Source organism: Streptomyces sp. NPDC086023 (assembly GCF_044540325.1).
In the GTDB taxonomy this organism is placed as follows: Bacteria; Actinomycetota; Actinomycetes; order Streptomycetales; family Streptomycetaceae; genus Streptomyces.
Genome location: NZ_JBITRX010000011.1, coordinates 153,276 through 179,277, shown reverse-complemented (window position 1 = coordinate 179,277; position 26,002 = coordinate 153,276). Strand labels below are relative to the sequence as shown.

Genomic DNA, 26,002 nt, shown 5'->3' with positions numbered 1-26,002 from the left:
GGTGCCCGTGCGGGAGGGCGCCCGCGGCGTACGGCTCCCCGCGTGCCCGCGCCCTCCCCTCACGGGCATCCGGGCCGCCCGGGCCGCCCCGGCGCGCGCATGGGCGGCGCCGCCGGGGGAAGGCGGCACAGGGAGACGGACGTGACAGGAGGGCCGGGGGCGGGGGCCGCACGCGGCCACCGGGGCCCGGGGGGCCGAACGAAGGGCGATCAGCGGTGGACGAGCGGCTTCCCGACCCCACGACGCAGTACCCCCGGCCGGACTTCCCGGCCCAGGAGCAGTCCCCGCCCGGGTGGACCGGGCCCATGGACCCGCCGCCGGACCACGGCGAGGACTCGTACCGGGGCCACGACCGGCTGGCCGGCCTGCGCACCCTGGTCACCGGAGGCGACTCGGGCATCGGACGGGCCGTGGCGCTCGCCTTCGCCCGTGAGGGCGCGGACGTGGTCTTCACCCACCTGGCGGAGGAGGAGCGGGAGGCGGACGAGACCGCGCGGCTGGTGCGCGAGGCCGGCCGCCGGGCGGTGCCGGTGGCCTGCGACATCCGCGAGGAGGCCGCATGCCGGTCCCTGATCGAGCGTACCGTCGCGGAGCTCGGCGGGATCGACGTGCTGGTCAACAACGCGGCGTACCAGATGTCCCAGCCCGACGGCATCGAGGCCATCAGCACCGAGCAGTTCGACCGGGTGGTGCGCACCAACCTGTACGGGATGTTCTGGCTGTCCAAGCTGGCCCTGGCCCACATGGGAGCGGGGGCCTCCATCATCAACACCACGTCCGTGCAGGCGTACAAGCCGAGCCCGCACCTGCTCGACTACGCCATGACCAAGGGCGCCATCGCCAACTTCACCCAGGGCCTCGCCCAGATGCTGGCCGAGCGCGGGATCCGGGTCAACGCCGTCGCCCCCGGGCCCGTGTGGACCCCGCTGATCCCGGCGACGATGCCCGACACCCGGGAGTTCGGCAAGCAGTCGCCGCTGGGCCGGCCCGCGCAGCCCGCCGAGATGGCGCCCGCGTACGTCTTCCTCGCCTCCCCGCAGGCCGGCTACATCACCGGGGAGATCATGAACGCCACCGGGGGTACGCCGCTGCCGTGAGCGGGGCGAGGTGGGGCGGGGCGGCCGCGTTCCCGGCAGGGGCCCGGCCCCGGGGCCCCGCCCGCCGGGGCCGTCAGTCCGGCCAGGTGCCGGTGACCTTGCGGACCGTCGTGGCGCCCGCGCGGTCCACGGCCGCCCTGACGAGCGCGAAGACCGCGCCCTGGATGGCGGCCGCGATCAGCACCTCCCGCCATGTCCGCTCCTCGTCCGTGGCGTCGGGCGCGTCCTCCTGGTCGCCCAGCACCTTCCACAGCTGCTTGAAGAGCGCGCCGGCCGCCAGGCCGCCCGCCGTGCCCAGCAGCATGCCCACCGGCTTGTACGTGATAGCCGCCGCCTTCATGACCGCCGCCTTCCGTGCTCGTCGTCCGTTCCGTGCGTGTGGTCCTCCACGGGCCCCTCGCCTACCCCGGTCCGGCCGCCCCACTCCTCCCGGGCCGGCGGTCCGCGCGTTGCGGCCGGCGAACGGCGGGTAGGGGCGGGGGGTGAGCTACGTACACCACGGCGCCGCCTACGAGCGGGACAGCCGGTACCTGACCACCCGGATCACGGCCGACGGCCGGGAGGGCCACCCGGTGGAGCCCGGCCGCTACCGCCTCGTGGTCAGCCGCGCCTGCCCCTGGGCGAGCCGGGCCGTGATCGTACGGCGCCTGCTCGGCCTGGAACGGGCCCTGCCCATGGCCGTCGCCGGGCCCGTGCACGACGAGCGCAGCTGGACCTTCGACCTCGACCCCGGCGGCCGTGACCCCGTACTCGGCATCGAACGGCTCCGCGAGGCCTACCTCGCCCGCGACCCCGGCTACGACCGCGGGATCACCGTGCCGGCCGTCGTGGACGTCACCACCGGCGCGGTGGTGACCAACGACTTCCCCACCCTCACCCTCGACCTGTCCCTGGAGTGGACCGCGTACCACCGTCCCGGAGCGCCCAGCCTCTATCCCGCCGAGCGGCGGGCGGAGATCGACGCCGTGAACGCGGAGGTCTACAAGGACGTCAACAACGGGGTGTACCGTGCCGGGTTCGCCGGCTCCCAGGCCGCGTACCGCGAGGCCTACGAGGCGTTGTTCGAGCGGCTTGACCGCCTCGCGGAACGGCTCGCGGCCACCCGCTACCTCGTCGGCGACACGGTCACCGAGGCGGACGTAAGGCTGTTCACCACACTGGTGCGCTTCGACGCCGTCTACCACGGCCACTTCAAGTGCAACGCGCGCAAACTGACCGAGATGCCGGTGCTCTGGGCGTACGCGCGGGACCTGTTCCAGACGCCGGGCTTCGGCGACACCGTCGACTTCGAGCACATCAAGCGGCACTACTACGAGGTCCACACGGACATCAACCCGACCGGCATCGTCCCGGCCGGCCCCGACCTGGCGGGCTGGCTCACCCCGCACGCCCGCGAGGAACTGGGCGGCCGCCCCTTCGGCGAGGGCACGCCGCCCGGCCCGCCCGGGCCGTCGGAAGCCGTGCCCGTGACCCACACCCCGTGGGCGACGGCCCCGGCCTGACTTTCCCCTCCCCGTCTCCCGTGATTCGGTGCACAAGCGGCGCGGGTGAGCCGGGTGCAGCGATGCGCGGGGAGGCCATGGTCGCCCGACCGGAGCAGGGGAACCCATGGAGCACCCTGGCACCCGGCACCGGCACGGGCCCACCCGGCACGGCACCGGCAGGGCCTGTCCGGCGGGGTCGCGGCCCGTCAGACGGGCTCCGCGAGGATCCGGCGGAGGGCCGTGCCCGGGGCCTCGTACGCTCCGGCCACGAACGCCCGGTCGTACGCCCCGTCCCCGATCGCCGCGCGAGCGCTCCGCTCCGCCCGGTCCCGTACCGCCGACAACTCGGGGGTGCCGCGCTGCGGGTGGCCGACCGTCCGCCAGCACGCGAAGGCCGCCCCGTACACGTCCGCCGACTCCACGGCCCGGGCCTGCGCGGCGAGGCTCGCCGACAGCAGGTCCAGGCCCAGGGCCACCCCGAACGCATCGCCGATCGCGTGCTTGCCCGCCACCATCCGCCGCGCGCAGACCTCCGCCTCCGCCGGACTCCCGCTCAGCAGCGCGCCCAGCGCCAGCTGGTGGTCCAGGTACGAGCGGGTCCACACCTCCCCGCGCCGCACGCACTCGTCCCGCAGGTCCGCGGCGGCCGTCCGGGCTTCCGCGAGCCGTCCCTCGCCGGTCAGCGCGAACACGCCCACCAGCAGGCAGCGGGCCCGCCTGGCCGGCGTGCCGCGCAGCTCCGCCAGGGCCCGGGCCGCGCAGGCACCGGCGTCGGCGGCCCGCCCCCGCAGCAGCAGCACCACCCCCTGGAGGTAGGCCGCGTCGAGCAGGCGGTCGTCGTCCCGCAGCAGTTCCGCGTACGCGCGGCTCGCGAGCGCCAGCTCCGCCGCGGCCGGATGGTCGCCCTGGAGCGCCCGTACCAGGCCCAGCGCCCAGAGCGCCCGGGCGTGGGCGTCCGGGGCGCCGTACGCGTGCAGCGGCCCGTCCCGGTCCGGCACGGCTCGCTCCGGTCCGGCCCCGTCCGGCCCGTCCCGGTCCGGCTCGGCGCCGCCGGTTTCCGTGAACCGCGCAAGGTAGTGCCCGGCCTCGTGGAGGCGGCCGCCGCAGGCCCAGAAGAAGCCGACGAGCGCGGCCAGTTCGAGGGCCGCGGCGGGGTCGGCGTACCCGAGGTGGTCGAGGGCGGCGCACACGTCCGGGTACGCCGCTCCCAGGTCCCGGTACGCACCCATCTGGTCCGGCCCGAACCAGGTCCGGTCCGCCTCCCGGGCCAGCGAGAGGAAGTACCGGGCGTGCCGGTCGGCCACCCGGTCCCGCTCCCCGAGCTCCGCCAGCCACATGTCGCCGTACTCCCGTACGGTGTCCAGCATCCGGTAGCGGCCGCCGGGCGTCAGCATCACGACGGACTTCCGGCACAGCCCCGCCAGGGCGGCGTCGAGGGCGGGCGCGTCGAGCGGACCGCCGCAGCAGACCGCGCGCAGCACGGCCAGTCCTGTCTCCGTCCGGAACACCGACATCCGGGCCCACAGCAGCCGCTCCGCCGGCGTGCACAGCTCGTGGCTCCAGCCGACGGTGGTCCGCAGCGCGCGCAGGCGCCGGGGCTGCGCGGCACCTTCCGCCCCGTGGTCGTCCCGTCCCTCGCCCAGAACCTCGTGGAGCCCTTCGCCGAGCAGGGCGGCCAACACGGCAGGCGGCCGCTCACGCAGCTGCGCCGCGGCCAACTCCAGGGCAAGGGGCATGCCTTCGAGCCTTCGGCACAGCCCGGCCGCGGCGGCGAGGTCGGCGGGCCGGGACAGCGGAGCACCGGCGGCGGCCGCGCGGTCGAGGAACAGGGTGAGCCCGTCGGTGGCGGCCGGCAGCGGCGCCAGCTCGTGTACCCGCTCGCCGGGCACCCCGAGCGGCTCCCGGCTGGTGGCCAGCACGGTCAGCGCCGGGCAGGCGGCCAGCAGTTCGCCGACCAGGGCGGCGCATTCGGGGACCAGGTGCTCGCAGGAATCCAGGACCAGCAGGACCCGCCGCCGTCCGATCCACTCCGCCAGCGCTGCGACGGGCACCCGCGGCGAGTGGTCGGCCAGCCCCGCAGCGTCGGCCACCGCGGCCCCCAGCAGCCGGCCCCCGCGCAGCGGCCACAACGGTGCCCAGCACACGTCCACCCCTTCCCCCTCCGGTTCACCCGAAAGGCGGGTGACGAGGCGGGCGGCGAGCCGTGACTTGCCCACTCCGCCGGGGCCGGTGACGGTGACCGGCCCGGGCCGCCGGAGCCACGGCCGCAACCGTGCCACCTCGGCAGCTCGGCCTACGAAGGCGGTGTCCTGTGACGGAATGGGGGTGCGCACGCGGCGATTGTCCCGCCGCGGCCCGCCCGCTCCGCGCCACCGGTTCATCACACCGGCCCACCCCCAGGCTGCGGTTGCCCCGTCCCCTCGCCCCGCCTCCGCAGGGTTCCCCCGTCGTCCACGTGGCCTGGGGAGCCGGGGACCGTGAAGCGGATTCACGCCGGGGCGGCGGCGGAGCTCCGAGGGGACGGCGGTGTCGTCCCGGACCGGCCGACTCCCGCGCCCCGGGAGGTGCACGGCGCCCTGCGCAGCGCGGCGGCCGCCGCATCCGCCCCCCACCCACACGTGCCAGGGCCCGTTCACAGGTTTGGGGGTGACCGCGGCGCGCGGCGTCGCGTTGGTCGGGCATGCAGTCGTCACGCGGCCGGAACACCGCGATAGCCCATGCGCGTCCCGCCCGGCACGAGGCGGAGGCCGCGCTCGTCGGGCAGTACCCCCGCCTGGTCCGCCTCGCCCACCTGATCCTGCCGCCCACCCTCGGCCGCCACCGGCGCGTGGTGACCGCCCACGGCCTGGTGCAGGGGGCCCTCGCCGGTACGCGTACCGGCCGTCAGGACCGCGCGGCACCCCCGTACCCGGCCGGGCCGGCCGGAATGTCCCCGCCCCCGGGACGACCCCGGCTGCCCGAGCCCCGCCCGGCCGCCGACGACAGCCCCGTACCCGAGGACCCGGCCTACGCGTGGCTGCGCGCCCGCGTCGTGCGCTCCGCCCTCCGGCACGGCCGCCGCCTGCCCCGCACACCCCTGCCCGCGGTCTTCGGCCTCCGCCTCTTCCCCCGCTCCGGCGGTGCCGCCGAACTGGGCCTGGACCGCGCCCTGTCGGAGGTCGCCGCGCCGGTGCGGGCCGCGCTCGGCCTGCACCTCCTGGAGGGCCTCGACGAGTCGGCCACCATCCGGCTGCTCGCCGCGGCCGGCGTGACCGACCCCGGGGCCGCCGTCCGTACGGCCGCCCGGCTCGCCGCCGGAGCCGGGCACCCCACGACCGAGCCCCCGCCCCCGGCCGGCACGGCGGAACCCCCCACCGCGGAATCGCTTCTGCTCAGCAGCGAGTTCGACCCCTGCACGGTCCACCTCCGCCCCACGGACCTGCTCCGGCGCCGGCGCCGCATCCGCTGGGCGGCCGCCCTCGCCGCGACGCTGGCCGCCGCCGGGGGAGTCCTCCTGCCGCGGGCCGGGCAGCTCCCGGCGGACCGGCCCTCCGCGGCCCGTGCCGCGGTGGACGCCGCACTGGACCCGGCGGCCCTGCGCCGTACCTCACCCGACGCGTGGGCCGACACCTCCAGGGTCGACTTCACCGCCTGGCCCGCCCGGGGCACCCGCACCGCCGACATCCCGCTGCTCGGCCGCGCCCTGCGGGCCTGGGGCACGTACGGACGCCCGGGCCTCCGTGCGGGAGCCGACCCCGACACGGCCACCGGCGCCCCCACCGTGCCCCCGCGCCTGCTGTACGCGGGCCAGGTCGGCCGGAACCTGGTCGTGCTGCTCCACGACGGCGAACGGCTGGCCCGCTACACCGAAGCACTCGACGCCACCGGCGCCCCCGAGCTGCGACTGGCCCGCGCCGACGGCGCCGACGTCACCACCGCGGCCGCGGTCGTCCTCGCGCGCACCCCCTCCGGGACGCGCTACCTGCTCGCCCCCTGGATCGCCGGGAGCGGGACGCGGGACCTGCTGGCCCCCGGTACCCCGGCGCGGCCGCTGCCCACGGCCCCGGACGGTGTGACGGCCCCGGTCCCCGCCCCCGAGGCGGGACCCGGAGCCGAACCACCGGGAGGAACCATCCCGCCGGCCGCCCCCGACTGCACCCGCCACCCCGCACTCCAACTCCGTTCCTCCGCCCGCATCGTCGAGAAGCACGGCTTCCTGGTCGCCGACCTCGGCGGCCTGCTGCCCGCCCACCTCACCTGGACCCCGCCGCCCGGCGCCGGCGCCCCCGCCCGGCAGCCCCGCGAGGCCACCGGGCGGGCCGCGCTCGACTCCTGGGCGCGGTCGGCCTGCCGGCTCGCGGGTCTGCGCGAAGCGGGCGTACGGGCGGTCAACCGCTGGGACTTCGCCGGCCAGGACCTGCCCGGAGCGGGCGGCCGCGCCTCGTGGGTGTGTCTGCGGGCGGACACCTGGGAGGGCACGGGACGGGTGTCCGTGACCCTGGAGGTCCCCGGGCGGCGGCCCGCAGCCGTCGAGACCCACCCCGTCCGCGAGGCCCACGGGACGGCCGCCTGCAGCAGGTTCGGCCAGGACATGCTGGCGGGTGCCGTCTGGGCGGCGCCTTCGGGGGTCCGCTGGTTCCTCGCGGCCGGCAGCCGGCGCGTCCGCACGGTCGAGGCAGCCGGCCCGGTCAGCGCCAGTGCGCCGGGCCGCTTCCTGGCCGTACGACTGCCCGCCGCCCGCACCGCGGCGGCCGGGGGTGGCGTACGGCTCTCCGGAACCCTCGACTCGGGACCACGCCTCGACGGCTGGACACCCGGCACGGGGACGCTGCCGCCCGCCACCGGGGTGCGGTCGGAACCCGCCCGCCCACCCCTCAGGGACGGGCGATCGCCCGCTCCAGCAGCCCGTGCAGCACCTTCTTCTCCTCCTCGCTGAGCCCGGCCAGCGGCGAGTCCACGGCGAGCAGCCCGGTCAGCCGCTCGCGCAACCCGGCACCCTCCGGGGTCAGGACGAGGTGCTTGGCGCGCCGGTCGGTGGGGTGCGGGCGGCGCTCGACCAGGCCCTGCTTCTCCAGCCGGTCGATGACGAAGGTGGTGTTGGAGGGCTCGCAGCTCATGCGCTCCGCGAGCTCCCGCATGGTCATGGGCCCGCTCATCTCCCGGAGGGCGGTGGCCTGCGGCGCCGTGAGCCCCAGACGGCCGGCGCGCTCGCGCACGTGCTCGGAGATCCGCTGGGCCAGCCCGTTCACCAGGCCGCACAACTGGCGCTCGGCGATGGCCTGCGGCTCGGGGGGCGTCGTCATGGCGCCACCCTACCAACTCCCTCAAGACAGAATATTTACAGCTTGAATGATTCGAGCTTGATCCTTATGGTGGTGATCACCGCGGAGTGGAAACCCCCGCTCTTCTGACGCTCCCTCACAAGGACTGCCGCATGCCCCACATGACGACCACTCACGACGAACGACTGCGCCGCCCCTCCGGGATCCGCTCGCTCCGACTGGGCGAGACGAAGGTCTCGTACGTGCCGGACGGCGCCGTACGGCTCAGGCCCACCGCCGTGCTCCCGGACACCACCGACCGGACCTGGGCCGAGCACCCGGAGTACCTGGACGCCACCGGCCACCTCGCCGGCAGCGTCGGCGCCCTGCTCGTGGAACACGGCGACCGCGCGCTGCTGATCGACGCCGGCTTCGGCCCCCGCTCGTACCGGCCGGGCCCGGACGGCCCGGTCGAGGAGATCCACGGCGGCGCGCTCCTGGACGGCCTCGCCGCACTCGGCCGCGCTCCGGAGGACGTCGAGGCGATCGCCTTCACCCACCTCCACGCCGACCACCTCGGCTGGGCGTGCCTCCCGGTCCCGGGCACGGACCGCCTCGCGTTCGGCCACGCCCGCCTTCTGCTCTCGGAGCAGGAATGGGACTCCCGCGACGAGCTGGCCGCCCAGGGCATGGCCGACGAGGTCGCGGTCCTCGCGCCCCGCGTGCACACCGTCGCGGACGGCCAGGAGATCTTCCCCGGCGTCCACGCGAGGATCGTCCCGGGCCACACCGCAGGGCACGCCGAGTACGTCATCGCCGGGGGAGGCCGGCGCCTGATCGCCTTCGGCGACGCGGCCCACTCGCCCCTTCAGATCGACCACCCGGAATGGTCCTCGGCCTTCGACCACGACCCGGCCCGCACCGCAGCCCACCGCCGCCGCCTCGTGGCCGAACTGGCGGAACCCGGCACCCTCGGCTTCGGCGTCCACTTCGCCGACGTGGTCTTCGGCCACGCCGCCCCCTCCGACGGGTCCCCCGGGTGGCGCCCCGCCACCGCCTGACGGCGGCCCGGCGCGGCCTGCGGGCTGTGCGGGTGACCGAGACGACGCCGCACGACGCCGACCGGGCCCGATTCACCCGTGCGCGGGGTCGCCACGGCGGCCCTGCTTCCGGGTGGGAGCCCCCCGCCCCGGCGGCCTGCGCGGCGAGCACGGCCATCCGGTGGGTGCGGACGTGATCGGGATGCCTCGAGGACCCGCGTGCGTCGTGCGTGATCACGCTGTCCGGGCGGAACTCCCGGATGTGGGCCACGAGGCTCCCGACCGCCACGGCGAGCGGCACGTCGAGGAGGCGGGGGCCGGGGGAGGACTCCGGTACGCGGGCGTCGGCGAAGGCGAGCAGCCGGGGCGTACCCGCGCCGAGGAACCGCAGGGCCTCGGCGAGCTCGGCCGCCCGGTGCGTGCCGGCCGCCCACGTGGCGGTGACCACGGCCGTGCGGGCTCCGGCGGCGGCGTGCCGTGCGAGCAGGCTGCCGGCGGCCAGGGCCTCGTCGTCGGGGTGCGCGAACACCCGAGCAGGCTGGGCAGGCTCACCGTTCCCTCCGTCCGTGGGCCGCGCAGGGGTTCCCCACCCCGCCGACGACGGCCACCACCCGTCAGTCCAGGCAGAACTCGTTGCCCTCCGGGTCCGCCATCACGATGAAGCCGGTGCTCAGCGGGGGTTCCGGTTCGAAGCGGCGCAGCCGTGTGGCGCCCAGGGACACCAGGCGGTCGCACTCGCCCTCCAGCGCGGTCATCCGGTCGTCCCCCTGGAGTCCGGGCGCGGCCCGGACGTCGAGGTGGACCCGGTTCTTGGCCGTCTTGCCCTCCGGCACCCGCTGGAAGAACACCCGCGGCCCGTCCCCGTCCGGGTCCTCGATGGCCGACCGGCTGTTGCGCTGGTCCTCCGGTACGCCGACCCGCGCGAGGAACACGTCCCACGCGGCCAGCGCATCCCCGCCCGGAACCGGATCCACGCCGGGCGGCCAGGGGTGGGTGTACCCCAGGACCTCGCACCAGAAGATCGACAGCACCCGCGGGTCGTGGGCGTCGAAGGTGACCTGGAAGCTGCGGCTCATCGGTTTGCTCCGTTCCGTTCCTGGACCTCTGCTGCAGGCGGACCGCGCCGCCCCAGCCCCACCCTCACACCCCCCCGCTCTCGACGGGCTCCCGCCCCGCCGAGCAGGTCCGGCGCCCCGATCTCACAGGCGGAAAGTCTGTTCCGGAAACATTTGGTCGGTTACCGTCGTTTGCCCCACAGATGCCGCCGTCGCCCGCCCCGCCGTGGTGCGCTCACCCGGCCGACGCCCCGGAACGCCATGCAGAGTCCTCGTACCGTCCCCGCCCTTCTCATAGCCTCCGCCGCGCTGGCGGCGCTGGTCGGCTGCTCCACCGGCGCCGATGCCGCCGTGCCGGCAGGCGGCACGCCTGCCGCGGCCCCGGCCCGGTCCGCCGCCTCCGCCCACCTCGTCACCGCTCCCACGGCGCCCCCGTCGTCCACCGCGGCTCCGGCCCCGGCCGCTGCCTCCGCACCCTCGAAACCCGCCGCCGCACCCGTCGCCGACGACGACGCCCGCACCCGGCCCGCCGTCCTGGCCATACCCGAGATCGGCCTGGCCGGCCTCCGCGTCCTCCCGTACGAGGGCACCACGGACGACTGGCCCGGCACCCGCATCCAGAACCAGGGGCTGGGCGCCAGCCCGTACGGGCCCCGGGGCGGGGTCGCCCCAGGCGAGGTCGGGAACTACCTGGTCACCGCCCACCGGCTCTCCGCGGGCGGCCCGCTGCGCGACCTCCCGGCCCTGGACCCCGGCGACTCCGTCTTCGTGACCGCGGGCGGCGTGGTGCACGAGTACCGGATCACCGAGACCCGCAAGACGTCCTTCCGGTCGGCCGCCTCCCTGGCCGAGCAGCGCGCAGCGGTCCCGGGCAGGCCGGGCGTGGAACCCGTCAAGCCCATGATCACGATCTCCACCTGCGCCACCCCGGAGGACAACGCCGAGGGCAACCACTGGCGCGACGACCGGGGCAACCCCGAGCACCGCATCGACAAGATCGGCGTCCTGGTCTCCTCCAGGCCCCGTTGAGGGGGCCCGCCGCGCGCTGACGCCGACGGCGGCCCGCCCGCATGCCGACGGCGGCGGCCCGCACGCCCAGGCGCAGCGGACCCGCCGACGGCGGCAGGGCCGCGCCCGCACCTGCGGCGGCCCCGCAGTGCCCGTCCTACCCGCCCGCCCGTTCCGCCGTGACCAGGAGGTACTCCCACTCCATGGCCCCGTCGGCGAGGTACCGCCCGGCCAGCTCCGCCAGGGCCGTGTCCAGGGCCGCGACCCGCTCGGGGTCGTCGCCCACGGCCCGGTACGTCGCGATCGTCGGCCCGTAACAGGTCTTGAAGAACTCGCGGAAGTCCTCCGGCCGGGCGAACCGGTCGACCCGGAGCGCCCGCCGCTGCGCCTCCAGGCCCGACACCCGGTCGCCGAACAGCTCTCGCACGTGCTCCTCGGAGCCCCACAGCGGCGGCGGCGACGCGCCGGGCGGCGGCGCGGGCGCGTACGGGCGCATCGTCGCGAACATCTGCCCAATGAAACCCTCCGGCGTCCAGTTGACCAGCCCGATCGTGCCGCCCGGCCGGACGACCCTGACCAGCTCGTCGGCCGTCCGCTGGTGGTGCGGGGCGAACATCACGCCGACGCAGGACATCACCGTGTCGAACGAGCCGTCCCCGAACGGCAGCGCCTCGGCGTCCGCCTCGCGCCACTCCAGCTGCGCACCGCGCTCCGCCGCAAACCGGCGGCCGGCCTCCAGCAGCTCGGGCGTGAGGTCGGAGGCCACCACGTCGGCGCCGAGGAGCGCGGCCGGGACGGCCGCGTTCCCGGAACCGGCCGCCACGTCCAGCACCCGGTCACCCGCCTGTATGCCGCAGGCCTCCACCAGCACGGGGCCGAGCGCCGCGATGACGTCCGTGGCCACGGCCGGGTAGTCGCCCAGCGCCCACATCGCCCGGTGCTTCGCCTTGAGGGCCTGGTCGGCCGGATCGGCCTGGTCGGCCCGGTCGGCCGGGGCCGCGTCGTTCGCCTCACTCATGCCGGATCCCTCCGTATCCGCACGGTCACGTTCGGTACCCGAGCCTAGGCCTCCCCAACCGGCCCCGCGCGGCGAGACCGTGCGCAGCCCCCGAGCCCCGAACGCTCCGCCGGCACCCCCAGCCCCGACCCCACCCCCACCCCGGGCTGTGGCCCCCGCCGTCAGTCCTGCCAGTAGAACAGCAGGTCCCGGACGGAAAGCGGGTTCCGGTGCCCGAAGAAGTAGACGCCCAGCCCCGTGACCACGAGGTCCCCGACGGCGTCGTCGATCCACCGGAACCCGGCCGTCTCCAGCGCCCCGCGCACGGCCGGGTCCTCCTCGTGGCCGGCCGCGAACCGCCCGAGGTCGCTGATGTGCACCTCCGGGCCGTCACCCCGCCGGCCGGCCGGCTCGTCCCCGTACCCGATCACGTGGTACGTGCCGCCGCCCTGCCGGTGTGCCTCGCCGCACGAGAGCGGCGGCCGCGGGCGCAGCCCCGCCGCCTCCAGCGCAGCCATGGCGCGGCGCAGCTGCGCCTCCACGTCCACCGGAGCCGGCGGCTCGGCGCACAGCGCCTCGATCCGCCACCGCGGATCGCTTGCCGCCTCGCACTCCGCCCCGTACTCGTGCAGGACCGCGGCCCGCAGTTCCTCGTCCAGGCCGGGTACGTCGACCCGGGGGCGCCCCAGCTGCTCGTACAGCTCCCGGGTCCGCGCCGCGTCCCCCGTCAGCCGGTGCAGTGCGTACGCCGCCCAGAGCGCCGCCGACGTGCCCGGACCCTCCGTCAGGAACCGCCGCAGCCGATCGGGGTCGGTCAGCATCGACTGGGCCAGGTACGCCACCGCGGGGTCGGGGTCGGCCAGCGCCGAGGTCACGTCGCCGCCCATGCGGTCCAGCATCCGCACCGCGTACGCCCGGTCCTCCGGCCGGCCCCCGTCGAGCAGCTCCCGCACCGCCGGCGCGCCGTACCGGCCGGCCAGCGCGTCGAGCCCGGCCTCGCCGGTGAGCCGCCGCCGGCGCCACGGGCTGAACGCCAGAGTGGCCAGCTCGGGGACCGCCGTCAGGTCACCGAGCGCAGCCCGCGCCTCCAGCACCGCCTCGGTCATCCCGTACGCGTTCTCGTCCCGCCGCGCAGGATCCCGCAGCCAGGGCAGCAACTCCGGCCGGCCGGCGAGCAGCTGGAGCAGAGCGATCCGGACCGACCCCGTGTCCCCGGCGTCGCGCACCCGGTCCAGCAGCACGGGCACCCAGCGCTCCGGCACCCGTCCCTCCAGCGCGGCGGCACACGCGTTCCGGCGCCACCACGGCTGCGCCGCGTCGGCGGCACAGCGCGCGAGCGCCTCGGCGTCGTACGCCCGCAGGCCGTCGGAATCGATCCGCCCCGCCTCGGGCGTCAGGCTCTTTATCGTCACCGGCATCCGGCGATGCTACGCGGCCCCCGCCTCCCCGACGATCGCATGCGGAAGCCGCTTGAGCTCGACCCCGAACTCGGCGGCGTAAGCGGCGAGCAGTTCCGCGTCGGCGAGTTCCCGCACGTCCCGGCCGCCGTCCGGCGCGGTACGGATCAGCCGGCTGCCGCTGAGGGTGGTGCGCCCGCCGTCGGGCGCGAGCCGCGAGCACATGGGGCCCCGCCGGAACGGCGAGTCGGGCGAGGTGGCCTGCCACCAGCAGGTGGGAACGAAGTCCGCGAGCGTGTACGGCCGCAGGTCCAGGCGGTACTGCGGGCTGCCGTCCTGCACCACGTCGAGCAGGTCGCCGTACGGGGTGATGGTGAACGCCCCGGCCGGGTCGTCCTGCGGACCGCGCCGGTCCAGGCGCAGCGGCAGCATGCTGAAGCGGCCGAAGCCGACGTCGGCCAGCCATGGTTCGTCCAGGTCGACGCGCAGCGCCATGTGGTCGAAGGGCGGCCCGGGCCGCTCGCCGTCGAACACCCGGCCCGCGAGCAGCGACACCCGGTAGCCGAGCGCCTCCAGCAACGCGGCGAACAGGCCGTTGAGTTCGTAGCAGAAGCCCCCGCGCCGACCGGTGACGATCTTCTCGAAGAGGGCCTGGACGTCCAGGACGACGGGCTCGTCCAGGTGGATGCTCAGGTTCTCGAAGGGCACCGCGCCGAGATGGGCCCGTTGGAGCGCGGCCAGCGCCGCCGCGTCGGCCCGCTCGGGCCGGGCGAGCCCGATCCGGTCGAGATAGGCGTCGACTTGCCGTGCGTCGAGCGGGCGGCCGGATGCAGTCGCAGAGTGATCCATCACGCCATTCCACCCCGTCGGCCGCGCCGCGGCCATCCGACCTTGGACCTAGGCCGTGTCTTTCGGATCAGCCCGGGCCCGCGGGCATTCGGCCACCTCGATCATGCCCGCGGCGGTACCGTGGCCGCGCTCCGGCCACCACTCCCGGTGTCCGGGCCCAGGGGAGGGGCGGGGGCTCTTGTTCGGACACTCGGTCACCGGGGAGACCACGGACGGTCGGCGCAGGCCGGTGAGGGTCCGGGGCGGGTGGCGCATCGCGGGGATCCTGGCCGCCGCCTTCCTGGTGCTGGGCGCCGGCCCGCAGAAGGCACCTGCCGCCCAGGCGGACGCACCCCCGTCGCAGGCCGTGCCCGGCTCCTGGCAGCGCCCGGTCCCGGGCGCCGCCTCCGCGCGGCTGGAGACCGACCCCAAGGGCGGCGTCACCGTGCAGGACTGCGACGGATCAGCCGGCACCGCCCCCGCCACGCGGCGCTTCAGCGCGACCGGCACGGCCCTGCCGGGCGCGCCCGCAGGGGCGTTGGCCATGTGCGTCCGGACGGTCACCGGCTCCGGCCTGACGGTCGGCATCCGGCCCCGCCCGCGTACGGGCGACCGGGACCCGTCGATCGTCGTGGCCTACCGCGGCGCGGACCTCCTGTGGTCCCGTCCGATCACCTCCACCTGCAACAACGCGCCCCTGGGCGTGTGGAAGCTGATGAACGGCGCCGACGGCAACGTGTACGGGACCGCGAGCACGCACACCGCCTGCGGCCGCCAGAACGCGGTGTTCGGGATCTCGGCCGCGACCGGCGCGCTCCTCTTCGTCAACCGCTCGGCGAGCGCGTACGAGCTGGTCGGCACGCACCGGCGCGGACTGGTGGCGACCTACGGCGACGACGGCCAGGGGGTCCGCTTCCTGGACTACCGGGGCCGCGAGTACGGGCGCGTCAAGGTGGTCGGCTCCGCCAGGGAGATGGCCCAGCGGCTCGCGGTCAACCCGGACGGCTACGTCTTCGCGTACCTGACCGACCGCACCGGCACCACGACCCGTCCGGACTGCGGGGCGTACTACGCCGCCAACCGCATCGAGGTCTTCAACACCTCGGGCCGCACCGGCCGTTACGCCTTCCCCTACTGCACCACGGCGAACGTCAACGAGTGGTCCGCGGCGTCCTGGGGCATGCCCGTCCTCCTCAGCGGCTCCCGCACGGACGTGCCCAACCCGGACCGGGTCATGGCCTTCGACACCAAGGGCCGCAGGCTCTTCTCCCGCACCGTCCTGGAACGCGGCGAGGACCGGTCCTACGGCGCGCTGGGCGTCCACGCCGACAGCCGCGGGCGGATCCTGCTCCCCTCCAACATGGCGTACGACGGCTACACACGCGTGAGCCTGCACGTGGACGTGCTCAGCCACCGCACCGGTGCGCTGCTCGACTCCTTCGACAGCGGTGACCTGGACGGCGCCCTCGGCCAGCACACCAACGTGTACGGATTCGCCGACGACCGGGTGTACTTCCTCAAATCGGTCTGCGCCGACCAGGCCTGCACGACGTGGCAGCGGACGCTCTTCTCCCTCGGGCACACCGGTGTCGGCATGGACGAGCCCCGGGCCACGCTCCTGAAGTCCGCCCGGGCGCTGCCCGCGCCGGTGCGGATGGCGGCGCTCGGCGACTCGTACTCCTCGGGCGAGGGCAACCCGCCCTTCGACGCCGGGTCCGGGACGTGCCACCGCACCGCGCAGGCGTGGCCGCGCCTGGTGGGGGCGGAGGACCCGGGCGTGCAGCTGGTCGGGCACTTCGCCTGCTCGGGGGCGAAGGCCTCGGCGTTCACGGAGTCCTTCAAGGGCGAGCCCGCCCAGGTGACGCGGCAGTTGAAGGGTCTCTCACCGGCGCCGGGACTGGTGACCCTGACCATCGGGGGCAACGACGTCGGCTTCTCGCGGATCCTGTTGCACTGCTTCGTCTCCGACTGCGTCATCGACCGCACCATCGCCCACGCCGAGTCGTACGTCGCCGGGCCGCTGCCGGGGCTGCTGCGCAGCTCGTACGCCCGGGTGCGGTCGACGGTCCCGCGCACCTCGCGGGTGCTGGTCGTGGGCTACCCCCGGCTGTTCCCCGAGAAGCAGGAGGAGACCAGGCGCTGCGGCTGGCTCACCCCCGCCGAACGCACCGGTCTCAACCGCCTGGCGGCCAAGCTCGACGCCGCGAGCCGCACGGCGGCCGGCACCGCCAAGGTGTCGTACCTGTCGGTGAGCGGGGTCCTGGACGGCCACGAGCTGTGCTCCGCGAAACCGTGGGTGTACGACGTGGGCCGTAACGGGGGCGACAACCGCGGGCACCCGCTCCCGGACGGCCAGCGGGCCCTCGCCAAGGCCGTGCGCGGGGCCATCGCCGCCGGCTGACGTCCCCCGGTCCGGGGCACGCCGGATCAGGGCGGTGTCCCTCGGATCAGGCCGTGTCCCGCCCCCGCTCTGGCTCCTCCACCACGCTCGTGCCGCTGCCCGGCTGCGACTCCCACGTCCACGTCTCCTCCAGGCGGAGACGGCCGTCGGGGAGGGCGGTCACGAGCGAGGTGCAGTGGCCGGAGGCGGTGGTGCCGTCGGTGCGGAGCTGTACGTACCGGAAGTCGAGGGTGTCGCCTGCCCGCGTGCCGACCAGATGCCCCATGACCACGTCCCCGCCGCGGTACTCGGCCCAGATGCGGCCGTCCTGCTCGTGGTAGTCGAACCGGGTCTGCCGGCCGACCTGGCCCGGTGACTGGTCGGCAACGGGGACGAAGAGCAGACCGTCGAGCGAACGCGCCACGCGTGTCTCCTGGAGCAACGGAAGGGACGGGAAGAGAACGGAAAGGAACAGAACGGATCCGAACAGAACGGAATGGAACCGAACGGAAATCGGCTGGGGCAACGGCAGTCGACCCTACCCCGGCCGCCCCGGACCCCCGTCGGCGCGGTGATGTCGGTGGCGCGTGCGACGATCCCGGACATGATCGTCGCCCTGGCCTCCCTCCTGCCCGCCCCCGGTACTCCGCACGCCTCCACCACGTACACGGACTGGGTCGCCGCCCACGACCCGGCGGCACTCGCCCCGGCGCGCGCCCTGTTGGAGGAGATGCGCACCGAACTCGGCCGTTCCTCGAACAAGCCCGGCCGGTTCGTGGACGCCATGGCGACCAGGGCCCGGCGCCTCCCGCCGGCCCATCTGCCGTGGTTCTGGGACACGGTGGGCCACCGGCTCATCGGGTACGGCAGCCGCCCCGGCGGGCGGGCCTACGCGGCGGCACGGGCAGCCGAGGCCGAGCACGCGCTGCCGGTCGACGCCGCCTACCGACGGGCCAACGCCCTGCTGTTCGCGTCGGGCGGGGCGATGCCGGCCAAGGAGTTCGGTGCCCACCAGCGCTTCCTCGCCGAGGTGTTGGAGCCGGCGGCCGCGCACACCGCCCTGGAGGCGTTCCTCACCGCGTGGGCCGGCTCCCGCGCGGACCTCCCGGCCGATCTCGTCCGCCGCGTACGGGCCTCGGCGAAGGCGGCGGGACACGGCGAGGAGGAGGTCGCCCGGGTGGTCGCCGCCGTGCTCGCGGTCACGCGGGGGAAGACGGTGCCGGACTCCCTGCTCGACGCCGCCGCCGTGGTCCTGGCCGCCCATCCGCCGGCGGACACCCTGGCCGCCGGGCTCGTGGAGGTCTTCCCGGACGGCGCCACCGACGGCGGCCCCTGGCTCAGGATGCTCATCGCCTGCGGCGCCACGGAGGCGATGGCGGCCGGCCGGGTGGTCCCGGCCGGCGGCCTGCACCGCTGGGTGGGCCACTTCGTGCACATGTACCAGTACGCCGCCCAGACCGGCGGCGGGGTCGCCCGGCAGCCGCTGCCCGCGGAGTTCCTCGACCTCGTCGTCCGGCTGGGAGCCCGGCTGCGCGCGGAGGGCGGGACGGTGACCGTGCACACCACCCGCCACCACTACCAGGGCTTCGACGCCGACGTGCTGGACGCCTGCCTGGCGGCCGGCGTCGCCGTCGCGGACCCGGGCCCGGAGACGCGGATGCGGTTCTGGGGTGAGAGGTCCCGGCGGGACCTCGTCGCGCTCGCCGCCGACCCGGTGTTCGGGCCCCGGCTGGAGGACACCGTGCACGAGGACCTGAGTGCGCCCGGCCGCTCCGTGATGCGCCGGCGCAGGTCCGGTTCGGCGGTGACGCTGCTGCCGGGCGTCCAGGGCATCGCGCAGGAGGTCGCCGTACGCGTCGGCAAGCTCGTCGGGACCGTCGCGGGCGGCGGCATGGCGGGCGCCGAGGAGGCCGTGGCCGAGCTGGAGACGCTGCTGGACCGGCCCACGGTGACGGCACTGGACGGGATCGCCGACGCGCTCGCGGAGGCGGGCGCGGCCGGCGCGCTGCGGCGCTCCCTGACGGCCGGCCTCCCCGAGGAACTCGCCTGGCCCGCCCTGGAGGAGGTGTACGCGGAGTTCGCGGCGGAAGCGGCGGCCGGCCCCGGAGCCGCGGCGGAGGAAGACACCCTGCCCGGGGTGCCCGGCGTGGCCGGGGTGACATCCAGCTGGCCGGTGCTGACGGTCTTCTCGCGCGACCGCGCCGTCGCGGTCGCCCCGGACGGGGTGCGCGCGAGCTGCAGCTTCACCGTGCCCGACGACGCGACCGCGTTCGCCGTGCACCACGTCGGCGGCTCGTTCCTCGTGAGCTGGTCCGTCGCCCCCAACCCCTACTCCTGCGACACCGCCGTCTGGGCCGACCGCCCCGACGAGCCCTTCACCCCGGATGAGCAGGGCGGCCTGGTGGCGTTCGGCGGCAGCCTCGACGGCGCGTACGGCTTCCAGTTCGAGACCGCCGACGGCGGCGGCCGGCACGGCGGCCACCGGGTGCTCAGGCCCGGCGGCCGCGAGGGCATCGACCGCGACGAACTCCAGCTCGGCGACGGCAGGCGGATCTGGACCAACGCCGTGTTCGGGCGTCGGCCCTGGCAGGTGGTGGACCCGGTCACGGGCGAACCGGGGGAGTCCGAGCCGCTGCCCGACTTCCCGGGCCGCGCCCCCGCCCCCGACCCGGCGGCCGACCCCTGCGAGGCCGACATGACCCTCGCCGGCGAGGCGCTCCAGCTGGCGCCGCTGCCCGCCGGCCTCACCTCCTCCCCGCTGGGCAGCCGGGACGGACTGGTCGGCACGCGCGTGCTGTTCCGTACGCGCCACCGCCACCACGCCCCCGACCACTACCTCCTGGAGAGCGTGGACGGCCGTACGGCCCGCTTCGACATCGACCGCCAGGGCCAGGAGCCGTGGGGCCTGTGGGCGCCACCGGAGGGAGCGGCGCAGGACGTGGTCCTCGCCGAGGCCAAGACCCGTACGGGGGTGCGCGGTTACGCCGCGGACGGCACCCTGCTCTGGGAGCTGGACGGCCACCCCTCGCCCCGACACCCCCGCGGCCGCCCGAACCGGCAGGCCACCGTGTCGAACGGCATCGCTCTGCCGCCCGCCTTCTGGTACCTGCTGCGGACCCGGGACGCGGCCGGCTCGCGCGCTCTGCGCTCGGTGGCGCCCCACACCACGGAAGCCCTGCTCGCGGCTGCCCGCTCGGACGCCGCCGGCGCCGCGGCCGGAAGGGCCCCGAACACCCCGGAGGACGCCACCGCCCGCACCGGAGTCCCGGCCGCGCCGCCCGGAGCCCCGGGCGCCCGTACCGGCACTCCGGCCGCCCCCGCCCTCCGCGCCGTCGTCGCCCGGGAGCTGCCGGACCTCACCGACCCGGTGCTGGTCGAGGCCGTCGTGGCCGTGGCCCTGCGGGCCGTCCGCGTGGAGGAGCGCAGGCTCGCCCTGCACCGCCGGGTCACCCTCCTCGCGCAGGTGCCCCCGGCCCCGCCCCGCGCCACCGCACCGGACTCCGCACTCGTCCCCGCCCTCATCGGACTCGTCCCGCTGGACGACACGGACGCCTCGCGGCGCTCCCCGGACGCACAACTGCCCGCCACCCTGGCCGCCTTGGCTGCCGACGGCGCCTGCCTGTCGGGAAGTCTCGCGGAGGAGGTGCGGCGGCTCGCGCCGCCCGCGCCCCCGCGCGACTGGTCGGCGCTGCTCGGCGCCATCGACGCGGTGGCCTGGAGGGTGGCCGTGGCAACCACCGGCGACGCGGACCGCGCCGCCCTGACGGCCCTGCTCGAAACCTGGACCGACCAGCCGTTCGCCCGCCCCGGACGGTGGTGGTCGGGCCGGGCCGCCGCCGACGTGCTCGACGCCCTGCGCGGGGACGGCACCGCCGTCGCCTCCTGGCCGGTGCGGGCCGGCGGGTCGCAGCACTGGTTCGTGGCCCCGGTTGCCACGGATCCCGCGCACGACCCGGTGCCGGCGGCCGTGCCCGAGGCCCGCCCGGTGCGGGTGGAGCAGGACGACGCGGCCCGGCTGAAGGCATTCCTCACCGCCCTCGCCGAGCACGGCCCGCTGCCGCTGACCGAGCCGCTCGCCGCCCGGTTCGCCGAACGCACCGGCGTGCGCCGGGCCGTGGCCCGGCTCGTGCTGGCCGGCCTGGTCGCCCGGTCCGACCGGGACGAGCACCGCGCCCTGCTCCGCAAGGCGCCGTACCGCGCGACGCCGATGACCACGGAGACGTACGACCGGCTGCGCGCCCGGCTCGGGGGAGCGGGCCGGCGCGCCGTCCTCGCCGCCGGCGTCCCCGCCGACCCGGCCGACCTGTGGCGCCCGGGCGGACCGGAAGCCGCCGCCGACCGGATGGCCGAGGCGTGGTGCGGGCTGCTCGGCGCGCTCCCGGCCGTGGACGACGCGGCAGCCGAGGCCCTGGAAGCCGACCTTGAGCTGCCCGACCTGTGGGCCCGCCGCCTCGCCGGCGGGTACGGGGCCGCCCAGGACGGGACCGTCCCGGCGGCCGGCTGGAGCCTGGCGGCCACCCCCTACGGCATCAGGGCCGAGGTGCGCGCCGAACCTCCGGCCGGCGTCGAAGTGCCGTACCGGACCCCGGTGGGCGCCCCGCTCCAGGAGATCGCGAGCGCGCTCGCGTGGGCGTGGACCGACCGGCCGGCCGGCGACCCCGCCGTCGCCGGCGCGCTGGACGTGTACGACCGGCTCCGGGCCGAACTCGCGCGCCCGGAACTGCTGCTGGCGCTGCCCGGCGGGCGGGTCCAGGACACCTCGGCGCGGATCGCGGAGCGGTTCGGGCCGGCCACCCTGCCCGTGGCCATGGACGCCCGCAAGGAGGAGGGCCCGGTCCCGGTGACGGCCTACGACTCCGGCCCGCTCGTGGTGTGCGCGCCGGGCGGCCAGACGTTCGTCCGGCCTGCGGCGATCACGGACGCCGAGGTGTGGCGTCGCGTGCGCGAGGTCACCGGCCTCACGGAGGAACTGGACCGGCTGGAACCGCTGCTGCCCGGCGGCGGCCTGGAGCGGATGATGCGCCGGGCCGTCTCGGGTGCGGTGCCGGCGGGCACGTACGAGGCGGACCCGCGCCGGTCCTGCCCGGACCTGGTCGCCCGTGTCGCCGGGGTCCTCGGCACCGGCACCGACGCAGCGGCGCTCCACCTCCAGCTGGCGGCCCTGGCCGCGCCCACCGACCGCAACGTACGCCGGTGGAACGGCTGGTCGAGCAAGCGGCACGCCGAGGTCAGGACGGAGCTGCTCGCCACGGGCCGGGTCGTGGAGGCCAAGCGCGCCCGCGCCGGCCGGACCCTCTTCCTCCCCGGCGACTGGACCGAACTCAAGGCGCCGCACCTGCCGTTGGAGACCGCGAAGCTCGCCACCCACCAGGTGCGTCCGCTGTGGGGGAACCGCATCCACGCGCCCTTCGGCCGCATCCTGCCCACCGCGCCCCTGCACGAGCTGTTCGCAGCGGCCTGGGACCGGCTGTCCGGCTCGGCAGAGGGCACCGGGGAGGGAGGCGGGGAAGGCGCCGCCTGAGCCGTTGAGCGTTCGTTTACCCCTGCGCGGGACAGTGGTGCGCAGGGGTACTGCGAGCGGAATCGACCGTGTGGGGCGGTCGCGCGGTACGCCGGGAAAGAGTGGGGGAGCGCATGACCACGGCCGCGTACACGAACCGGGCCAGCCTGCGGTACTCGATCGCCTTCATCGGCCACGCCGACCTGGAGGGCGAGGTCGAAAGCGTCTCGCACCAGGCCCTGCGCGGGGACAACCACTACCAGGACCTGCCCGAACCGAAGGACTGGACCGGCGCCCTGCGGGGCGTCCAGCACCGCAAGGACGCCGAGCGGCAGGTCGTGAACCTGCTCGCCGACGCGATCTACCGGCACCTCGGCTGCACCAGCACCGCGCAGTACAAGGCCCGCATCGCCGCCGTCCGTCGCGGCACCGTCGACCTGTACTCCGACATGGGCCCGTGCCACTCCTGCCGGTCCGTGATCAAGGATTTCCGCACCGATTTCCCGACGCTGGGCGTGCAGGTCCGCTACCGCAACTCCCTGCACGGGGGCGGCACCGCGGCCCTCATCTCGGCGGGCGACGGCCTGTACGGCAGCTACGGCATCGGCGACGCCACCCAGCGCCCGGACGGCCAGTGGGTCAAGAACTACCCCGGCGCCCCCGTGGCCGCGGCCACCGCCACCTTCGACGCCAAGGTCGCCGGCCCGGACGGCATGCGCTTCCGCGGCACCACGAACGCGGTCGACCAGCAGCCCCACGCCCCGTACCTGTACCCGGCACCGAACGCGACGGCAGTGCCGCTCGATGAGGTGACCGCCGTCCTGGACCAGGTCGCCCGGTCCGTGAGCGACCAGATGGCCCCCGGCCGGCAGATGCGCCCGCAGGCCTTCCGACAGTGGATCCGCGGCATCGACCAGGGCACCGTCCGGCTCAGCTGCGAACGCGGACCGAGCCAGGCGGGCCGCACCGCGGTCGCGGCCTTCGTCGCCGACTTCCCCAAGCTGCGGGTCGAGCTGTCCTACCCCGGCACCGGAGCCCAGACCGACGGGTACGGGTACACGGACGCCACCCAGCGCCCCGACGGCACGTGGCTCAAGGCCTTCGCCGCCGCCCGCTGACCGGCGCCCAGTACGGCACCACCACCCTGCCCGTACGGCAGCCCGCCGCGGACCGTGCGGGCAGCGCGTGCTTCCCGTACGGCGGGGGAGCCGGGCCGGCGGGGCCCCGGACCTCCGCTCCGCCGGGCCTCAGGCCTCCGCCCACGAGCGCAGCAGCGCCTGGCGCTGCCGGGCCCTCGGCGTACCGCGGTGCCCGTCGCCGCGCGCCCAGGCGGTGAGGACCCCGGGATCCGCCTCGCCCGCGACGAAGCGGGCGAGCAGCGACTGGGAGAGCTCGACCTCGTCGGTCGGGTAGCCGCCGGCCACCGCGGCGTGCACCGACACCTCCTCGGTGACGTCCACCTCCGGGTCCGTCGAGCTCAGGCGCAGGCTCATCTCCGCGGGCTCGTCACCGCTCCCGCCCACCGCCGCGAGCAGCACCTCGAACGCTTGCCCGAGACGGCTGCCCGTGCCCTTCACGGGTACGTCCACCACCGACGCCGCGCGGAGTTCCTCCCACGCCCACGTCCGGGTGCCGTACGGGTCCTCCGCCACCACACCCTCGGACGTCAGACGCACGCACTGGCCGTCCACGGCCGGCGGCGAGCCCACGTACACCGCGTCCTCGGTGATCCAGAACAATCCGACCATCGCCACGGTTTCACCTGCCTCGTGTCACCCCCCCCAGCGCACCAAGGTCACCCGCCCCCTCATCCTCACCCGCACCGAGATGCGCGGCAATCGCGGCCGCCCTGTCAAGTCACGAGAACTCGCGACATGACCCGCCCCGGGGCCGAGGGCTTACTCGAAGGACGGGGGCCACCCACGCGATCGAGGAGCGAGACCATGCGCACAGCCGACCCGAACCCGACGCCCTCCACCGAGGGGAGGCCGTCATGAGTTCCCTGCCCCCGCCGTCCGAGCGCCCCACCGGCCCGCCGTCCGGTCCGCTGTCCGGCCGGCGCACCGACGAACTGCCACCGCCCCCGAGCCCCCCGCCACGGCCCGGACCACCACCCCCGCCCTCCGGGTCGTCGGGACCGCCGCCGGGCCCGCCGTCCGGTCCCTCGGGTCCGCCGTCCGGGCCGTCCGGTCCGCCCTCAGGCCCGTCGGGTCCGCGGGGCGGCGGAGAGCCGGGGGACGCCGACGGTCCCGCGCACGCGCCCCGCCGCCGGCCGTCACGCAGGACCCTGCTGAGCGCGGGCACGGCCGTGGTCGTCGGCACGGCGGCCGTCCTCACCTTCACCCTCATGGGCGGTGAGCAGGCGGTCGGCGGCGAGGTCTTCCTGCAGTCCGCCTCGGGCGCGGGGCCCGACCCGTTCACCCCCTCGACGACCACGGAGGCGGCCGAGGGGAACGACTCCGCCGGACCCGTCACGGCGTCCCAGGCCGCCGCCACCCCGCGCCAGACCGTGCAGGCGACCCGCGCACTGGAGGTCGACGGCGCACACCCCGGCCTGTACGGCGGCACCCGGAACGTGGCGAGCTGCGACGTGGAGCGCCAGATCGGCTACCTCACGAAGCACCCGGACAAGGGCCGGGCGTTCGCGGCCCCGCTGAACATCGAGGAGTCCGCCGTCCCCGCGTACCTGCGGTCGCTGACGCCGGTACGGCTGGGCTGGGACACGCGGGTCACCAACCACGGATACAGGGCCGGCACGCCCACGAGTTACCAGGCCGTCCTGCAGGCCGGCACGGCCGTGCTGGTCGACGACCGCGGTGTACCGCGGGTCCGCTGCGCGTGCGGCAACCCGCTGGCGCCGCCCGTCGCGGTGAAGGGCGCGCAGACGTACAGCGGCAAGGAGTGGACGGAGTTCCGCTACTCCGAGGTCGTGGCGGTGCGGCCGGCCGCGAAGCCGGTGGAGACGGTCACGGTCTACGACAAGGGCAGCCAGGGCTGGTACGGGCGCCCGCGCGGCGACGCGAAGGCGGAAGGCGACCACGATGTCCCCCCGCCCGAGGACCGCGCCGCCGACTCGCAGGGCCCCGCCCTCCCGGCCCCCCACCCGGAGGGGAACCGGCAGCCGCAGGCCGACCCGGCGAAGGAGAAGGCCGAGGACGGGTCCGAGCCGGACCGGCGCTCCGACCCGGACCCGGGCAGGAACCCCGCGGAGGACCACACCCGGAACCAGGACCAGGACCAGGACCAGTACAAGAAGGACCAGCACCCCGACCAGGACCAGAACCCCGACCCGGCCAAGCCCCCGGAGGAGGCTCCGGGGAAGGACCCGGCCGGGGACCCGGGTAAGGACCCCGGTGCGGACCCGGCGAAGGACCCGGCGAAGGACCCGGGCAAGGACCCGGCCCAGGAGCCGGGTGAGGACCCGGGCAAGCATCCGGGTGAGGACCCGGCCAAGCCCCCGGAGGAGGCTCCGGGCAAGGACCCGGCCGAAGAGCCGGCGAAGGACCCAGGCAAGGCGGATCCGGCCAAGGACCCCGCCCACACCGCGCCGGACACCCCGGCGAAGGACCCCGCGCGTGACGCCGACAAGCACCAGGGCCGGGATCCCGCCCAGTCCACCACCGAGCAGGAGCCCGCGGGCACCGGCGGCCAGGCCCCTGCGAAGAAGCCGCCGCAGGATCCGCCCAGGGAGAAGGCGAAGGACCCCGCCGAGCCCCGGCCCGAGGAGCAGGCGGGCGACCCCGCCGAGGCTCCCGCCAAGCCCCCGGCCCAGGAGGGCACGAAGGACGGGACGCCCCTGGAGCAGCAGGGGCCCCCGAAGCCGAAGCCGAAGCCGAAGGACGAGGGCAAGGCCCCCGGGCCCGACTCCCCGCCCAACCCGGAACCGAACCCCGCGGCCCCCGCCCCCGCAAGCCCCGACCCGGGGGCCCCGAACGCCGCGGGGAAGCCGGGGTAGCCACCCCGGGCGCACCGGCGG

Annotated in this window: 18 protein-coding genes and 1 pseudogene; 9 read left to right on the top strand and 10 right to left on the bottom strand. The window is 76.1% G+C overall.

Translation table 11 applies throughout. The annotated features are described in order from the left end of the window. The first annotated feature begins 215 nt into the window (after window positions 1-215). Entirely contained in the window at window positions 216-1,097 is an 882-nt protein-coding gene (locus ACIF6F_RS22740; protein ID WP_399949341.1) for an SDR family oxidoreductase, read from the top strand. 73 nt (window positions 1,098-1,170) lie between these two features. Here ACIF6F_RS22740 and ACIF6F_RS22735 read toward each other — a convergent pair whose 3' ends face one another. After that, window positions 1,171-1,437, bottom strand: coding sequence for a DUF4235 domain-containing protein (locus ACIF6F_RS22735; RefSeq protein WP_399949339.1), 267 nt, complete (start codon window positions 1,435-1,437; stop codon window positions 1,171-1,173). Between the two features lie 142 nt (window positions 1,438-1,579). Between ACIF6F_RS22735 and ACIF6F_RS22730 the strand changes: the two genes are divergently transcribed. Next, window positions 1,580-2,599, top strand: coding sequence for a glutathione S-transferase family protein (locus ACIF6F_RS22730; RefSeq protein ID WP_399949337.1), 1,020 nt, complete (start codon window positions 1,580-1,582; stop codon window positions 2,597-2,599). Between the two features lie 188 nt (window positions 2,600-2,787). Here ACIF6F_RS22730 and ACIF6F_RS22725 read toward each other — a convergent pair whose 3' ends face one another. After that, window positions 2,788-4,914, bottom strand: a complete 2,127-nt coding sequence (locus tag ACIF6F_RS22725) for an ATP-binding protein (protein ID WP_399949335.1) — start codon at window positions 4,912-4,914, stop codon at window positions 2,788-2,790. A gap of 347 nt (window positions 4,915-5,261) precedes the next feature. Between ACIF6F_RS22725 and ACIF6F_RS22720 the strand changes: the two genes are divergently transcribed. Next, the gene (locus ACIF6F_RS22720) at window positions 5,262-7,496 is read left to right on the top strand and encodes a hypothetical protein (protein WP_399949333.1); all 2,235 of its coding nucleotides are present in this window, start codon (window positions 5,262-5,264) and stop codon (window positions 7,494-7,496) included. On the opposite strand, the gene ACIF6F_RS22715 is transcribed toward ACIF6F_RS22720, so the two are convergent. Next, complete coding sequence (locus ACIF6F_RS22715; RefSeq protein WP_399949331.1) at window positions 7,435-7,863, bottom strand: MarR family winged helix-turn-helix transcriptional regulator; 429 nt, start codon at window positions 7,861-7,863, stop codon at window positions 7,435-7,437. The genes ACIF6F_RS22720 and ACIF6F_RS22715 overlap by 62 nt on opposite strands. Before the next feature lie 140 nt (window positions 7,864-8,003). On the opposite strand from ACIF6F_RS22715, the gene ACIF6F_RS22710 reads away from it, so the two are divergent. Further along, window positions 8,004-8,882, top strand: coding sequence for an MBL fold metallo-hydrolase (locus tag ACIF6F_RS22710; RefSeq protein WP_399949548.1), 879 nt, complete (start codon window positions 8,004-8,006; stop codon window positions 8,880-8,882). 202 nt (window positions 8,883-9,084) lie between these two features. Here the strand turns inward: ACIF6F_RS22710 and ACIF6F_RS22705 are convergent. Both ACIF6F_RS22705 and ACIF6F_RS22700 read right to left on the bottom strand, forming a co-directional pair. Next, window positions 9,085-9,390, bottom strand: a pseudogene (locus ACIF6F_RS22705) (PIG-L deacetylase family protein); the annotation flags it as partial. Between the two features lie 85 nt (window positions 9,391-9,475). Next, the gene (locus ACIF6F_RS22700) at window positions 9,476-9,937 is read right to left on the bottom strand and encodes a VOC family protein (protein WP_399949329.1); all 462 of its coding nucleotides are present in this window, start codon (window positions 9,935-9,937) and stop codon (window positions 9,476-9,478) included. Window positions 9,938-10,177: 240 nt separating this feature from the next. Between ACIF6F_RS22700 and ACIF6F_RS22695 the strand changes: the two genes are divergently transcribed. Then, entirely contained in the window at window positions 10,178-10,945 is a 768-nt protein-coding gene (locus ACIF6F_RS22695) for a class E sortase (RefSeq protein WP_399949327.1), read from the top strand. A 136-nt stretch (window positions 10,946-11,081) separates the two neighbouring features. Here ACIF6F_RS22695 and ACIF6F_RS22690 read toward each other — a convergent pair whose 3' ends face one another. The 3 genes from ACIF6F_RS22690 to ACIF6F_RS22680 all read right to left on the bottom strand — a co-directional run bounded on the left by ACIF6F_RS22690 (window position 11,082) and on the right by ACIF6F_RS22680 (window position 14,167). Beyond that, the gene (locus ACIF6F_RS22690) at window positions 11,082-11,942 is read right to left on the bottom strand and encodes a class I SAM-dependent methyltransferase (RefSeq protein WP_399949325.1); all 861 of its coding nucleotides are present in this window, start codon (window positions 11,940-11,942) and stop codon (window positions 11,082-11,084) included. A 161-nt stretch (window positions 11,943-12,103) separates the two neighbouring features. Then, window positions 12,104-13,339: a hypothetical protein gene (locus ACIF6F_RS22685; protein WP_399949323.1), complete on the bottom strand. Its 1,236-nt coding sequence runs from the start codon at window positions 13,337-13,339 to the stop codon at window positions 12,104-12,106. Between the two features lie 9 nt (window positions 13,340-13,348). Beyond that, window positions 13,349-14,167, bottom strand: coding sequence for an arylamine N-acetyltransferase (locus ACIF6F_RS22680; RefSeq protein ID WP_399949320.1), 819 nt, complete (start codon window positions 14,165-14,167; stop codon window positions 13,349-13,351). 178 nt (window positions 14,168-14,345) lie between these two features. Between ACIF6F_RS22680 and ACIF6F_RS22675 the strand changes: the two genes are divergently transcribed. Continuing rightward, a complete protein-coding gene (locus tag ACIF6F_RS22675) occupies window positions 14,346-16,547 on the top strand; it encodes an SGNH/GDSL hydrolase family protein (protein WP_399949318.1) in 2,202 nt (733 codons plus the stop codon). Window positions 16,548-16,593: 46 nt separating this feature from the next. Here the strand turns inward: ACIF6F_RS22675 and ACIF6F_RS22670 are convergent, their stop codons facing one another. Next, window positions 16,594-16,950, bottom strand: coding sequence for a hypothetical protein (locus tag ACIF6F_RS22670; protein WP_399949316.1), 357 nt, complete (start codon window positions 16,948-16,950; stop codon window positions 16,594-16,596). Between the two features lie 180 nt (window positions 16,951-17,130). Between ACIF6F_RS22670 and ACIF6F_RS22665 the strand changes: the two genes are divergently transcribed. After that, entirely contained in the window at window positions 17,131-22,047 is a 4,917-nt protein-coding gene (locus tag ACIF6F_RS22665; RefSeq protein WP_399949314.1) for a hypothetical protein, read from the top strand. A gap of 113 nt (window positions 22,048-22,160) precedes the next feature. Beyond that, window positions 22,161-23,144 (top strand): deaminase domain-containing protein, encoded by a 984-nt coding sequence (locus tag ACIF6F_RS22660; protein WP_399949312.1) that lies wholly within the window; start codon window positions 22,161-22,163, stop codon window positions 23,142-23,144. Between the two features lie 129 nt (window positions 23,145-23,273). Here the strand turns inward: ACIF6F_RS22660 and ACIF6F_RS22655 are convergent, their stop codons facing one another. Next, a complete protein-coding gene (locus ACIF6F_RS22655; protein WP_399949310.1) occupies window positions 23,274-23,780 on the bottom strand; it encodes a hypothetical protein in 507 nt (168 codons plus the stop codon). Between the two features lie 554 nt (window positions 23,781-24,334). On the opposite strand from ACIF6F_RS22655, the gene ACIF6F_RS22650 reads away from it, so the two are divergent. Further along, window positions 24,335-25,981 (top strand): DUF6777 domain-containing protein, encoded by a 1,647-nt coding sequence (locus tag ACIF6F_RS22650; RefSeq protein WP_399949308.1) that lies wholly within the window; start codon window positions 24,335-24,337, stop codon window positions 25,979-25,981. Window positions 25,982-26,002: the final 21 nt, after the last annotated feature.